The sequence below is a fragment of the Metabacillus mangrovi genome, assembly GCF_009711125.1.
Taxonomy (GTDB): Bacteria; Bacillota; Bacilli; order Bacillales; family Bacillaceae; genus Metabacillus_B; species Metabacillus_B mangrovi.
Genome location: NZ_WMIB01000023.1, coordinates 1 through 12,988 on the forward strand (window position 1 = coordinate 1; position 12,988 = coordinate 12,988).

16 protein-coding genes and 1 rRNA gene are annotated in these 12,988 nt (G+C 47.8%); 3 read left to right on the plus strand and 14 right to left on the minus strand.

The window, feature by feature from the left end:
- Both GKZ89_RS16895 and GKZ89_RS16900 read right to left on the minus strand, forming a co-directional pair.
- Nucleotides 1-75: ribosomal RNA gene (locus GKZ89_RS16895) — 16S ribosomal RNA — on the minus strand; the annotation flags it as partial.
- Nucleotides 76-327: 252 nt separating this feature from the next.
- Nucleotides 328-1,188 carry an aminoglycoside 6-adenylyltransferase gene (locus GKZ89_RS16900; protein WP_155113595.1) on the minus strand — a complete coding sequence of 287 codons (861 nt, stop codon included), beginning with the start codon at nt 1,186-1,188 and terminating at the stop codon, nt 328-330.
- Nucleotides 1,189-1,287: 99 nt separating this feature from the next.
- Here GKZ89_RS16900 and pdaB point away from each other — a divergent pair, with 99 nt between their 5' ends.
- Together pdaB and GKZ89_RS16910 are read left to right on the plus strand one after the other, a co-directional pair.
- Nucleotides 1,288-2,052 (plus strand): polysaccharide deacetylase family sporulation protein PdaB, encoded by a 765-nt coding sequence (gene pdaB, locus GKZ89_RS16905; protein ID WP_155113596.1) that lies wholly within the window; start codon nt 1,288-1,290, stop codon nt 2,050-2,052.
- Nucleotides 2,053-2,135: 83 nt separating this feature from the next.
- Nucleotides 2,136-3,338: an NAD(P)/FAD-dependent oxidoreductase gene (locus GKZ89_RS16910; RefSeq protein ID WP_155113597.1), complete on the plus strand. Its 1,203-nt coding sequence runs from the start codon at nt 2,136-2,138 to the stop codon at nt 3,336-3,338.
- A gap of 60 nt (nt 3,339-3,398) precedes the next feature.
- Here the strand turns inward: GKZ89_RS16910 and GKZ89_RS16915 are convergent, their stop codons facing one another.
- Complete coding sequence (locus GKZ89_RS16915) at nt 3,399-4,019, minus strand: KinB-signaling pathway activation protein (protein WP_155113598.1); 621 nt, start codon at nt 4,017-4,019, stop codon at nt 3,399-3,401.
- A gap of 137 nt (nt 4,020-4,156) precedes the next feature.
- Here GKZ89_RS16915 and gerD point away from each other — a divergent pair, with 137 nt between their 5' ends.
- Nucleotides 4,157-4,804 carry a spore germination lipoprotein GerD gene (gerD, locus tag GKZ89_RS16920; protein WP_155113599.1) on the plus strand — a complete coding sequence of 216 codons (648 nt, stop codon included), beginning with the start codon at nt 4,157-4,159 and terminating at the stop codon, nt 4,802-4,804.
- Nucleotides 4,805-4,894: 90 nt separating this feature from the next.
- On the opposite strand, the gene GKZ89_RS16925 is transcribed toward gerD, so the two are convergent.
- From GKZ89_RS16925 to GKZ89_RS16975, 11 genes are all read right to left on the minus strand, one after another.
- Nucleotides 4,895-5,956, minus strand: coding sequence for an Mrp/NBP35 family ATP-binding protein (locus GKZ89_RS16925; RefSeq protein WP_155113600.1), 1,062 nt, complete (start codon nt 5,954-5,956; stop codon nt 4,895-4,897).
- A gap of 92 nt (nt 5,957-6,048) precedes the next feature.
- Nucleotides 6,049-6,708, minus strand: coding sequence for an N-acetylmuramoyl-L-alanine amidase CwlD (cwlD, locus tag GKZ89_RS16930; protein ID WP_155113655.1), 660 nt, complete (start codon nt 6,706-6,708; stop codon nt 6,049-6,051).
- Between the two features lie 114 nt (nt 6,709-6,822).
- Entirely contained in the window at nt 6,823-7,266 is a 444-nt protein-coding gene (locus tag GKZ89_RS16935; protein ID WP_162357017.1) for a DUF2521 family protein, read from the minus strand.
- A gap of 85 nt (nt 7,267-7,351) precedes the next feature.
- Nucleotides 7,352-8,128: a putative hydro-lyase gene (locus GKZ89_RS16940; RefSeq protein WP_155113602.1), complete on the minus strand. Its 777-nt coding sequence runs from the start codon at nt 8,126-8,128 to the stop codon at nt 7,352-7,354.
- Between the two features lie 110 nt (nt 8,129-8,238).
- On the minus strand, nt 8,239-8,436 hold the full coding sequence (locus tag GKZ89_RS16945) for a hypothetical protein (RefSeq protein WP_155113603.1): 198 nt from the start codon (nt 8,434-8,436) through the stop codon (nt 8,239-8,241).
- A gap of 240 nt (nt 8,437-8,676) precedes the next feature.
- The gene (rpsI, locus tag GKZ89_RS16950) at nt 8,677-9,069 is read right to left on the minus strand and encodes a 30S ribosomal protein S9 (protein ID WP_155113604.1); all 393 of its coding nucleotides are present in this window, start codon (nt 9,067-9,069) and stop codon (nt 8,677-8,679) included.
- Nucleotides 9,070-9,089: 20 nt separating this feature from the next.
- Entirely contained in the window at nt 9,090-9,527 is a 438-nt protein-coding gene (gene rplM / locus GKZ89_RS16955; RefSeq protein ID WP_123913243.1) for a 50S ribosomal protein L13, read from the minus strand.
- Between the two features lie 155 nt (nt 9,528-9,682).
- Nucleotides 9,683-10,423: a tRNA pseudouridine(38-40) synthase TruA gene (truA, locus tag GKZ89_RS16960; protein WP_241680308.1), complete on the minus strand. Its 741-nt coding sequence runs from the start codon at nt 10,421-10,423 to the stop codon at nt 9,683-9,685.
- A 12-nt stretch (nt 10,424-10,435) separates the two neighbouring features.
- On the minus strand, nt 10,436-11,230 hold the full coding sequence (locus GKZ89_RS16965; RefSeq protein ID WP_155113605.1) for an energy-coupling factor transporter transmembrane component T family protein: 795 nt from the start codon (nt 11,228-11,230) through the stop codon (nt 10,436-10,438).
- On the minus strand, nt 11,227-12,096 hold the full coding sequence (locus GKZ89_RS16970; RefSeq protein WP_155113606.1) for an energy-coupling factor ABC transporter ATP-binding protein: 870 nt from the start codon (nt 12,094-12,096) through the stop codon (nt 11,227-11,229). Before GKZ89_RS16970 ends, GKZ89_RS16965 begins: the two co-directional genes overlap by 4 nt.
- Nucleotides 12,072-12,911: an energy-coupling factor ABC transporter ATP-binding protein gene (locus GKZ89_RS16975; protein WP_162357020.1), complete on the minus strand. Its 840-nt coding sequence runs from the start codon at nt 12,909-12,911 to the stop codon at nt 12,072-12,074. The genes GKZ89_RS16970 and GKZ89_RS16975 overlap by 25 nt, the downstream gene beginning before the upstream one ends.
- Between the last annotated feature and the right edge of the window lie 77 nt (nt 12,912-12,988).

Below are 12,988 nucleotides of genomic sequence, written 5' to 3' on the forward strand. Positions count from 1 at the left end.
AGAGACCCGCTCGACTTGCATGTATTAGGCACGCCGCCAGCGTTCGTCCTGAGCCAGGATCAAACTCTCCAAAAAGTGTTTGACTAGCTCTTGTTTAAAACTTTAGAATTAACGTTGGCACTTCGATTTGTTCAGTTTTCAAAGATCATTTTTTCGGCCACTGCGTTAGCGGCTTTAATAATATAACATGATGTTTTATCGAAGTCAACAACTTATTTTTAGCTTTTTTTGAAACATTTTCTTTAGCTGTTAACAGCGACGCAAATTAATATACCACGCATTTTATATCTTAGTCAATTACTTTCGAAAAAAATATCGGTATTCTACTCAGAGGCTCCGGCTCGCTCTTATGGAACGGATAAACGTCAGATGCCGTTTAACTTTTGACGCTTCTTCCTGATTATATGGATACACAAGCTGTTCTGACACCAGCCTTGCTGTGTCCTCGAATAAATCAGCCATGTCCTGGAGCGCCCTCCAGACTTCCGGAATACTCCCCGAAGGATATGCCTTCATCAATCTTTCCCATGATTCACGATCTGTATAATCTTCAAGGTATTTTCCGTTCTTCCCTGTACTGATTGAAAAATGATGGCGGATCCCTGCACTCCATTCGAGCATTTTAATCAGCATCGCTCTTGAAATCGCCAGATGATCCAGTGCATACAGCATTTCTTTCCTCCATAACCCCTTGGCCGCGTAAACCGATACCCACCAGAATTCATTGCAGCAATCGCTGAATTCCTCCAAAGAAGGTTTCCTGATCCAATAGCTTCGATCGGAAGGCGAAGGCAGTTCCCGTGTTCCGCTGTCTTTATCCAAAAGGCATACTGTCAGACTGTCTTCTTTAAAATACTGCTCTTTCTCCTCTTCTGGAACAAGAGTTAAGTCTATTCGGTTTCCATCTTCAAACAGCATGAGAAACGAAAATCTGGATCGCTTCTCTCCCTCACCTAATGACATGGCATCCGGCATTTGCATGATGGTCCTCTCACCAAACCTTTCGAGCCAGGATGTCTCTTTAGTGAAAACAGAAAGATCTTCGACTATAAATGCCACATCATAATCCATAAACCTGTCTTTAGGAGCTTCGGGATTTACACGCGAGCCATTCATCCCGGCGGCCCTGACGGCCGGATGTTCCGCTGCTTCCATGATCAAAGCCATCATTTCTTCTTCAGATCTCATACCTCTTTCCCCTCTCCTTACGGTTTCGATTCATGTCCTCCGCTTCCGCTGCATACTATTTAGACAAGACAGACTTAGGACAAGGGAGGCACCTGAAGGATGAACCGGATCTATGTTTTTCATGCCAAAAGGGTTAAACAAACTCTGATTATCGCAATTGCAGCTCTTTTTACTGCTGGAATTCTATATGTAGAAAACGTTGTGCAATATCCTGTGTTTTCAGCAGTCACAGGTCCGAAAGCTATTTATAAAGGACCGGCTCAGGGAAATAAAGTCGCCCTTACCTTCGATATCAGCTGGGGAGATGAAAAAGCACTCCCTATCCTTGATGCCCTAAAGCGCAGCCAGGTGACGAACGCCACCTTCTTCCTTTCTGCATCTTGGGCAGAGCGGCATCCCGCTATTGTTCAACGGATCGTAAAGGACGGCCATCAGATCGGCAGCATGGGGTATTCCTATAAAAATTATACCTCACTGAAGCCTGAGGAAATTAAAAGAGATTTAATGCTGGCCCAGAAAACATTTGATCAGTTGAACATTAAAGAGATTAAGTACTTGCGGCCTCCTACCGGAAATTTTAATAAACAGGTCCTTGAAATCGCCTCTATGTATGGCCTCTCGGTGGTTCATTACAGCATCAACACCGACGACTGGAGGAATCCGGGGACCAGCCAAATCGTCCAAAACGCCACCGAAAAGGCCGCCGGGGGGGATATTATTCTTCTGCACGCTTCGGATTCTGCGAAACAGACAAAGAACGCGGTCCCTAAAATACTTAAAGAGCTTCGTAAAAAAGGCTTGAGCAATGTTTCAATCAATGAACTTACTGCCGACACGAAAGCAAAGTCAGCAGAAGTAAAATAGGAACCGTTTCAAATGTTTGGTTTCTCCTCCACGGAGGGTAAATCTCAGTACGATAAACATCTGCGTACTGGAGGCTTCTAAAAATGAGATTGCATAACGGAGACCTGTTCTGGCCTAAAACGCTTGACTACAGCAGGGAATTTAAGAGCGCTGCTCAAATAAAAGACCATTACGATGTTCTGATTATCGGCGGGGGCATGTCTGGAGCTCTCGCTGCTTATACCCTTTCCCAGGAAGGCTTAACGATTGCAGTGGCGGATAAAATGGAAATGGCATCGGGCAGCTCTTCTGCCAATACAGGCCTCCTTCAGTTTTCAAACGATATCATGCTTCATGAGCTTGCCGCACAAATAGGAGAAGACCAAGCGGTTCAATTTTATAAGCTTTGCCAAAAGGCTGTAGAACAGCTTGGGGTTACCGCACAAACTCTCAGCCGCGACGTTAATCTATACCGCAGGAAAAGCATTTGTTATGCAAGTTCAGACGAGGATGCAGGCAAATTGAAAAAGGAATATGACATGCTCAAAAAGCATGGATTTCCCGCTGATTACTGGCATGAGGAAGAAGTGGCAGAGCGGATGCCGTTTCGAAAACCGGCTGCACTTATCACCTATGGGGATGCAGAGGTGAACCCGTTCCGTTTCATTCATGGCATCCTGGAGCATCTTGAACAAAGAGGTGTGGATCTGTTTGAGAATACGGAAATCGAAACAGTCGAAGAGCTTGAAGATTCCGTGGAGGTCTCTTCATCAATCGGCCGGTTCAGCGCTTCGCATGTCCTTTATGCAACAGGGTATCAAAAACCGCCGATTAAACGGAAGATCGGCTCAGTCATCAACCGCTCTTTTGCGATTGCAACGAATAGGGTTGAAGATCTTTCCTCGTGGGAGGACAGGGCACTGATTTGGGAAACAAAACGGCCCTATCTTTATCTCCGCACCACCGCCGATAACCGGATTATTGCCGGGGGCCTTGATGAAAACGTCCCGGAAGCACCCGAGGATGAAGACTGGATCACAAACCGCGCGGAGAAAATTCTGGATGAGGTTCAAGAGCTGTTCCCGGATCTTCCTCTGTCGATTGAATATCAATGGGGGGCAAGCTTCGGTGAATCTGCTGATAACTTGCCGTATATTGGAAGGCACCCAAGCAAAAGACGTCAATTTTACTTGCTTGGATATGGCGGGAACGGCACCGTATACAGCATGCTCGGGTCCCACCTTCTCAAAGATTTAATTTTAGGGGTTCCGAATAAAGAAGCGGAACTGCTGAAGCTCGACCGCTAAAAAAAGGACTGGCCTGTATGGACGATCTGTCCGGGGCCGGCCCTTTTTTTATTTGGGGTATTATCCTTCAGCTGTTTCTTGCCTGCCCGGCCGTTTGACCGATGCCCCGCTGAACCTTGGGAGCATGAGTAATTGATAGGCATTGCAGCATAATAATGAAATGAGCATGAAATAAAGCCAATTTGGATCGTTTTCTCTTAGAGCCGGAAACCACTCCACGGCTGTCCCGACAAACATAAAGAACAGTGCCGGAATAAAAGCGCCTTTGTTCGTATCTTTCTGCTTCATATATGCGATTCCAAAGCAGACTGCGAGGAAGATCAAAGCAAGCCAGATATAAGGAGCCAGATCGCCCCCGAATACTTGATAGCGGAAATAAATCAGGTCAAAAAAGACAAACGCTATAAGAAGGATTTGAACCGGGCTCCAGATCGACCCGAAAATCCCCAAACCGAAACGGTGAAGCGTCAAATACGCGAAAAACCCCATCTGACTGATAATGCTGAACATAAGTCCTACCCCGATAAACCATATGAAAGAGGCTAAAATCTCCCCTGCCTTAAATTCAGCAAATGAACCTGCCTGCTGGTCCCAGTTCAAGACAAATCCTGATATCACCGCTGCAGCGGCGCCAACGAGCAAGCTGGAGAAAAAAAACCGGACCCAATCCCTGCTTTTCATTTACCTTCCCCCATCCCTTATCTGCTTTGATTTTACCAAGCCTCCTTAAAAATTGCTATACAGGGAATATTTTTCAGTTATAAAAAAACCGCAGGATTTCATATTAAGAATAGGAACTTGGGAAAGGAGCCTTTACTATGAAGCAGTTGATCCCGCTCCTCATAATTAGTGCGCTTGCTATCGGAATAAATGGCTGTGCTCCTAAAGCAGAGGGCGCAAGTGAAATGGATTACGAAAAAACCAAGAAGATGGTTGTCGATATTTTAAAAACGGATGAAGGCAAAACCGCTCTGCAGGAAGTGCTGAAAGAGGACGAGATGAAGCAAAATCTCGTGATGGATCAGAAGATGGTTTCCGAAACCATTACGAAGACCCTGACATCTAAAGAAGGCATGGAATTCTGGACAAAGATTTTCGAGGATCCCATATTCTCCGAAGCATTCGCCCAAAGCCTTCAGAAAGAGCATGAGAAGGTCATTATGCAGCTGATGGCGGATCCCGATTACCAAAAGATGATGATTGAAATCCTTCAAAATCCCGAGATGGAAAAGCAGATCGGCACGGTGATCAAAAGCCAGGAATCCCGGAAGTACATTCAGGAAGTGATCACTGAGACGCTCATGAGCCCACTGTATAAAACGAAAATGCAGGAAGCTTTAATGAAGGCTGCGCAGGAGATGGGGCAGCAGTCCGGTTCAGGCGGAGGCCAGCAAGGCGGTTCAGGAGAGTCTGGCAGCTCTGGCGGTTCAGGCGGAAGCGGCGGCTCTGGCGGAGGTCAGCAATAAAGAAGTGCCCTGACTCCGGGACGGTCATTCCAGTGAACCCAGCCCATAAAAAAACAGCGCCCCATCTTTTAGATCGGCGCTGTTTTTCATTTAACGGACTCCGGCTGTCACAAGATCGGTTACTTTTCCGGCCATTTCTCCGTAGATTTTTCCGATTGGATGGTCCGCTGCATAAACAGATGGGGCAAATTCCTTTTCGTCCCAGTCCGGCTGCTGTAGCGGAATTCTTCCGAGAATCGGAACGTTCAGTTCCTCAGCGAGCTTATCTCCGCCGCCTTTTCCGAATACATATTCCTTCTCACCGGTTGTGCGGCTTTCAAAATAAGCCATATTCTCAACGATTCCAACGACCTCATGATCCGTTCTCAGCGCCATCGCTCCGGCTCTTGCCGCAACAAAAGCAGCCGTCGGATGCGGAGTGGAGACAATGATCTCTTTGCAGGCAGGGAGCATGGAATGCACATCCAATGCTACATCTCCTGTACCCGGCGGAAGATCAAGCAGCAAGTAATCCAGATCTCCCCATTCTACTTCCTGGAAAAAGTTGTTCAGCATCTTTCCAAGCATTGGGCCTCTCCAAATAACCGGTGCATTGTCTTCCACGAAGAATCCCATTGAAATGACCTTTACCCCGAATCGTTCAACAGGAATAATGGCATCTCCCTGAAGGACGGGCCGGTTCGTGATGCCCATCATGTCAGGAACGCTGAAGCCGTATATATCCGCATCCACAAGCCCGACTTTTTTACCCATTCTGGCAAGGGCTACTGCAAGATTGACGGAGACAGTTGATTTCCCGACTCCACCCTTTCCGCTGGCGATCGCGATGTAAACAGGTTCTTTTCCGCCGCCTGTGAGACCCGAAGAAGACTCCTGCTCGGGCTGATGAGCCGCGATGACTTCCTGCGGAAGCTCTTCAAACCGCAGACCGACTGTTTCCGCTCCCGCTGCTTTAAGCTTTGCTACAAGCTCCTGCTGAAGCTTCATCTGCTCAGGAGTATTGAGCTTGGCGATTGCCACTTTTACAGAAACATGGTTTTTTTCAGGCTTGATCTTGATTTCCTTAATTCCATCCACACTTTTCAATGGTATATGTAAAAAAGGTTCATGGATTTCTTCAGCAACTTTTCTCACTTGTTCTTCCTGCAGCATTCTCTTCACCCTTTTTGAATTCGTTTACATCAGTATAACATATCCTGCAGGCGCGGATGGGAAGATATGCATACCTAAAGAGCCGCCCGTCATTATTCGGGCGGCTCTTTTTTATCCGTATAGAATCGTAAAATGCCTTTATACACTGCCCCCGCTACTTTATCCAGATACTTTTGATCTGTGAACAGCTTTTCTTCTTCCCCGTTGGATAGAAACCCTACCTCTACAAGAGCTCCCGGTTTGCTCGCGTATTTTACTAAATACACACCATGAATCGGCTTGGCATGCCGGTCCGTATTCTCCAGATTCCTGCGGAGTTCATCCTGGATAAATTTAGCCATCCTTCCGTTCTCTTCAAACTTTCCGTCGTAAAAGGTTTGTGCGCCCCTCCACTGTCTTTGGGGAAGAGCATTCAAATGCAGGCTGATATACATATCCGCAGTTGATTGGTTGATCAGGTTTACCCGATTGTGCAGGTCTTCGGCTTTTTTCCGGCTGTAGCCTTTAGTCCCCGGCGCAGACAGGTCAATATCTGACTCCCTCGTCATCAAAACAAGAGCTCCCTGCTCCTGAAGGTAATCCCTCACCCTTTTTGAAAGCTCAAGGGCTACGTCTTTTTCCAAAAGCTTTCTTCCTACAGCCCCTCCATCCGGTCCTCCGTGCCCCGGATCGAGATAAATGACCTTTCCGGAAAGAGGCAGGCTCCACGATCTCCAGGAATCATCCTTGGCAAACTGAAATTGAAAGAGCATAATCAGCACAATAAAACCTGCTGTGAAGGCTGCCCATTTAAGTATTCTCAAACTCTGTATCCCCCCTGCCGCCCATATGTACTTCAATATATGGGACAGGTCCGGACATTATGATTAATTCAGACGAAGCTTGTAGCGCTTTTGCCCCCGCTCAAATCCTTCCTTCCACCATTGCTGCATCAGGCACTCTGCAGCCAGGAACAGAGACTCGTGGCATATGGAGCTCTCATTCGGACAGCCCCAGTTGATCAAATAATCGTAAAAGTCCGCTGTCAGCCGCTTCTCTTCTTTTCCGGAACGGCTCTGCACGTCCTCAAGAGACTCACCCTTAAAGCCAAATTTACTGTATTTCGCCCCCATCAAGAAAGCTTCCAAGGCAAAATCCGCACACCCTTCTTCGATGCTCCAGCGTGACAGCAACCCATAATGGAAAAAGGGAGTAAAATGCAGGCTGATGCTTTTCTTTATTTCTTTAATGGAGATCTCCTTCAGCATGCTTTTTTCATATTTCATCTGCTTTTCTCGGCGCAAATCCTTTAAATGAACCATCGTTCCCATCGCTCGGGCCCCCTTTGGACATAGTATCCGCTCAATAGGAGTGCTCATTCACGGACGCCATAGAAAAAAGCCGGAACGCTTCCGGCTAAATGGTTACATCCGTATCTTTCAGGCTTGTGATAAACATATGGCCTGGCGCATGGGTGATCATCAAATCAGGACGTGAAGCAATCGCTGCTGCCTGCGGTGTGACTCCGCACGCCCAGAACACCGGAACCTCTCCTTCTTTGATCGTCACTGCATCCCCAAAGTCGGGTGAGGATACATTCTTGATTCCAATGGACTCCGGATTTCCGATATGGACTGGCGCACCATGGGATTTGGTAGACCGCGCGGTAATTTGCACTGCTTTTGCAAGGTCCTTGGCAGGGATAGGACGCATACTGACCACCATGTTCCCCTTGAAGATGCCGCTCTCATGGCATGGAAGGTTCGTATGGTACATCGGAACATTCACATTTTCTTCGATATGCCGCACCGGGATCCCGTAATCCATCAGCGCCTTCTCGAACGTAAAGCTGCAGCCGAGGAGAAACGCTACAAATTCGTCCTCCCATAGATCCTTGATATCATTCCGCTCGGACGTTAAAACGCCATTTTCATACACTCTATACTTCGGAACATCTGTCCGGAGATCTGCTTCCGGTGCACTCAGCGCAGGGATATAGGATCCTGCATCGGTAACATCCAACACAGGGCAGGCCTTTTCATTTCTTTGGCAAAATAACAGAAAATCAAAAGCCAGAGGTTTTCTCAGGATCACGAGGTTGGTCTGCACGTACCCTTCTGCATGCCCCGCTGTAGGGCGAGTCCACTCATTGCTCCGGATTGCTTTTCTAATCGTTTCCAGGGTTTCTCCCATCTGCTCTCACCTCCCTTTCACTGTAAAGGAAACAGGAGGATAAAAACAGGGGAATTGGAAGAATACAAAAAGACCCCCGAAAGCAGCTGCCTTCAGAGGTCTTTGAACCACTACTCTCTTTTTCCATCCAATCGCCGCCGCAACACGAAAGCCGAGATCGCGAATAGGACAAAAGCTAAAGTTGAAGCAGCAGTAGTCATTTCCACCACAGTTCCTATTGTAGGATTAAACAGCTGAGCGATTGAGATGATTAAAACGGCACCAGTTACACCCATTCCTAAAATTGAGATCGCCAAAACCTTGTTCATCATTCACCTCACAGGCATTTGAAATAAGCAGCCGCTCCAGTAATATCACCGGCCTGTACAGATCGGACAGTCTCAGCACACATTCAAATGTACTTTTCCGGGAGAACTGAAACAGAAAATCACCAGACTCATTAACCTTTCTTTAAGAATACAAAACATTCCTTTACTTGTTTAAAAATAAGCCTTCAGACATAAAAAAAACCCCCAACCAAAATGGTTGAGAGTCTTTGAAACGAAAAATTAACGTTTTGAGAACTGAGGTGCACGGCGTGCGCCTTTAAGTCCGTATTTTTTACGCTCTTTCATACGTGCGTCACGAGTCAGAAGACCTGCGCGCTTAAGAGTTGTACGGAACTCAGGATCTGCTTGAAGCAATGCACGGGAGATTCCGTGACGGATCGCGCCAGCTTGGCCTGCGAATCCGCCGCCGTTTACGTTAACCAGTACATCGTAAGTAGAACCAGTTTCAGTCAAGTTAAGCGGCTGTCTTACGTCCTCGATTAGAGCTGCGAATGGGATGTAGTCTTTAATGTCGCGTTTATTAACAACGATCTTGCCTTCACCTGGAACCAGGCGTACACGAGCAACGGAGCTCTTGCGGCGGCCAGTACCGTAATATTGAACCTGTGCCAAATTGATAACCTCCTTATTAATTAACCGCGAAGTTCGTAAACTTCAGGCTGTTGTGCTTGGTGTGGATGCTCTGCACCAGCGTAAACGTGCAGTTTTTTGAAGATTTGACGGCCAAGGGAATTCTTTGGAAGCATTCCTTTGATCGCTAGCTCAAGCATTTTTTCAGCGTAGTTTGTACGCATTTCAAGAGCTGTTCTTGATTTAAGTCCGCCTGGGAATTGGCTGTGACGGTAGTAAATTTTATCAGTCAATTTCTTACCAGTCAGTTCAATTTTTTCAGCGTTGATGATGATTACGTGATCTCCAGTGTCTACATGTGGTGTGAATGTCGGCTTGTGTTTGCCGCGAAGAATGGATGCTACTTCAGTAGAAAGACGGCCCAAAGTTTTGCCCGCTGCATCTACTACGTACCACTTACGGTCAACTTCGCTAGCTTTCGCCATATACGTTGTACGCATTAAATTTTCCCTCCTAAATATCGTTCCATAAACGTGAGTTCCTTTTATTTCAAAACACGATGAGCTTTCCGGGGCTTTATCGTGGGGATGAAATACATACCATGTGATAGTTTATCTCAGTAACAGCGCAATGTCAAGACAATGTTACACCTGGTTTAGTTGTCATAGAAAACTCTGTGCAAGTAAAGGCCATGGCCGGGTGCAGTCTTGCCGGTTCTGGTCCTGTCCCTCGAGTGGAGCATACGGGGCAGTTCCTCAGGCAGAGTGCTTCCTGTTCCGGCATCCAGCAAGGTTCCCATGATAATCCGCACCATATTGTACAAAAACCCGTTTCCCCTGATGGACATCGTCAGCAAATGTCCTTCCCTGGAAAAGGAAATGGAGGAAATTGTCCGGATCCGGTCCTCTATTTCCGTTTTCGCTGAACAGAAGGCTGTGAAGTCATGGGTTCCAATCAAATGTACTGCAGCAGCCTCCATTTTTTCCAGATCAAGAGGATATGGATAGTGATAGGCATAATTGCGGGAGAAAACATCCTGGACGGGAGACAGATCGATCAGATAGCGGTACTCTTTTCCGCATGCATTGAATCTGGCATGAAAGGAGTCCGGGACCTCTTCCGCTGCCAGAACCCTGATGTCCTCCGGGAGAATCGAATTCAAGGCTTTCGGCCATCGTTCTTCCGGAATGGATAGAGGCGTATCAAAATGGATGACCTGGCCCCGTGCATGCACCTTCGCATCTGTCCGCCCTGAACCTGAAACTCTGACCACCGTCCCTTTGTGGAGCCGGCTGAGCGCTTTTTCGAGCTCCTCCTGGACAGACCGGGCGGAGGGCTGGATCTGATAGCCGTAGAAGCCAGTCCCATCATAGGCAATCGTCATTTTAATCCTCAACGGGAATCCCCCTTATGAACGCAGAAGCAGAAGGCCAGCTGTTAAGATCAGAAGCAGAACCATGATCAGCGAATCCTGCCGGTCCCACTTCAGCTGTCTGTACTTCGTTCTTCCTTCGCCGCCCTGGTACCCCCTCGCTTCCATCGCTGTAGCGAGTTCCTCAGCCCTTTTAAAAGCACTGATGAACAAAGGGACCAGGAGCGGCACGATGGCCTGCACACGCTTTGTGAGCGGGCCTGAAGAGAAGTCAGTGCCGCGGGCCATCTGGGCTTTCATGATTTTGTCTGTCTCATCCGTCAGAGTCGGAATGAACCTCAGCGCAATCGACATCATAAGCGCCAGTTCATGGACAGGCAGCCCGATCTTTTTAAACGGGTGAAGCAAATTCTCCATGCCGTCGGTCACTTCAATCGGGGTTGTCGTTAACGTCAGCAAGGTTGTCATAATGATTAAATACAAAAAACGGAGCGAGATGTAGATTCCCTGCCTCAAGCCTTCTTCGTGCACAGAGATAAAGGAGAACTGAAAAAGGACAGGCCCTTCTTTCGTCACGAGAATGTGAAGAAGGAAGGTAAATAGAATGATCCAGAGAATCGGCTTCAGCCCGGCTGCAATGAACCTTGGCGGAAGCTTCGTTAATGCAGTAACCGCGATCGTAAAGAGACCGAGCAGGGCATAGGCTGCTGTATTATTGGCAAGAAATACGATAAAGACGAAAAGGAAGACGAGCAAAAGCTTCGACCTTGGATCCAGCCGGTGGATAAAGGAATCTCCCGGCACGTACTTCCCGATAATGATTCCGTTCATCGGTCCCCCTCCTTCAAGTATAATGCCTGAAGCGAGCGGACCGTTTCTTCAATCGTCATCGGAGTTCCTTGAATCCGGACGCCGAGCTTTGCTTCGAGTGTATGTTTAAACTGGACGGTTTCCGGAAGGCGAAGCCCTGCTTCTTTAATCTTCTCAGCAGAGGAAAAAACCTCTTCCGGCGTACCCTTTACATGAATGGTTCCTTTGTGCAAGACAATCAGATTCTCAGCGTACCTTGCGGCATCCTCCATGCTGTGGGTAACAAGTATCGTCGTCAGGCCTTTTTCCCGGTGGAGCCGGCTGAACAGATCCATAATGTCACGCCGTCCTTTCGGATCAAGGCCTGCAGTAGGCTCGTCCAATACGAGCACCTCAGGCTCCATGGCAAGCACTCCCGCAATGGCCGTTCTTCTCATCTGCCCTCCGCTTAAATCAAAGGGAGAGCGCTCCAGCACTTCAGCGGGAAGTCCGACCGTTTCAGCAAGACTCCTTGCCTTTTGGTGGGCTTCATCCTCAGACATGCCAAAGTTCATCGGTCCGAACATAATATCCTTTTCTACTGTTTCCTCAAAAAGCTGATGCTCGGGAAACTGAAAAACGATGCCTACCTTCTTCCTGATGCTCTTCAGGTTTTTAGCTTTCTCCTTTGCCTGGATGGTTCGGTCACCTATCGTGATCGAGCCTTCAGTCGGCTTCAGCAAACCATTCAGATGCTGGAGGAGGGTAGATTTACCAGAACCGGTATGCCCGATTATGGCCGTATACGAACCAGAGCGGATATGAAGATCCATACCGTAGATCGCCCGCTTTTCAAAAGGGGTGCGCGGATTGTACGTATGCTCTAATCCCTTTGCTGTAATGTCCATAACTCATCCACCAATCCTTGTTCTGTCAGATGATTTGTCTGCAAGGGAATTCCGGCATTCCGGAGCTCCTGGCTCAGCTTAAAGGGGAACGGAAGGTCGAGGCCGATCCGGGTCAGCTCTTCTCCTGCTGAAAAAATCAGCTCCGGTTTTCCTTCCTTCAGCTTCCTGCCTTTGTTCATGACAATAATGCGGTCTGCCTTGGATGCTTCCTCCAGGTCGTGTGTAATAGAAAGAACCGTTACTGCCCCGTCGCTGTTTAGAAGCCGAACGGTATCCATAACATCTTCACGGCCGATTGGATCGAGCATGGAAGTAGCTTCATCGAGGATCATAATTTCAGGCCTGACAGCGAGTACGCCGGCAATCGCGACCCTCTGCTTTTGCCCGCCTGACAGATGGTGCGGCTCTTGATCGAGAAAAGCATCCATCTTAACCTGCTTTGCAGCCCAATCCACCCTCTTAATCATTTCATCACGGGGGACTCCGTTATTTTCCAGACCAAAAGCCACATCATCTTTAACAGTGGTGCCAACAAACTGATTGTCGGGATTTTGAAAGACCATCCCTACCTTTTTGCGGATCTCCCAAATGGTTTCTTCAGCAAGCTCCATGCCTGCAATCGTTACTGTGCCTTTTGACGGCATCAGCAGACCGTTTAATAGTCTGGCCAGTGTGGATTTGCCTGAACCGTTATGGCCGACAATCGCGAGCCACTCTCCTTCATAAATACTGAAAGATACCTCATCCAAAGCAGGCTTTTCACTTTCAGGATAGGCAAAGGTTACATTCTCGACTCGTGCGATCTCTTTTCTCACAGCCTGCTCAACTCCCCTCACGCTCAAACTTCCGTATAAATAAAAAAAGGTCTGATAACTGGGATTGGCGGACAGAA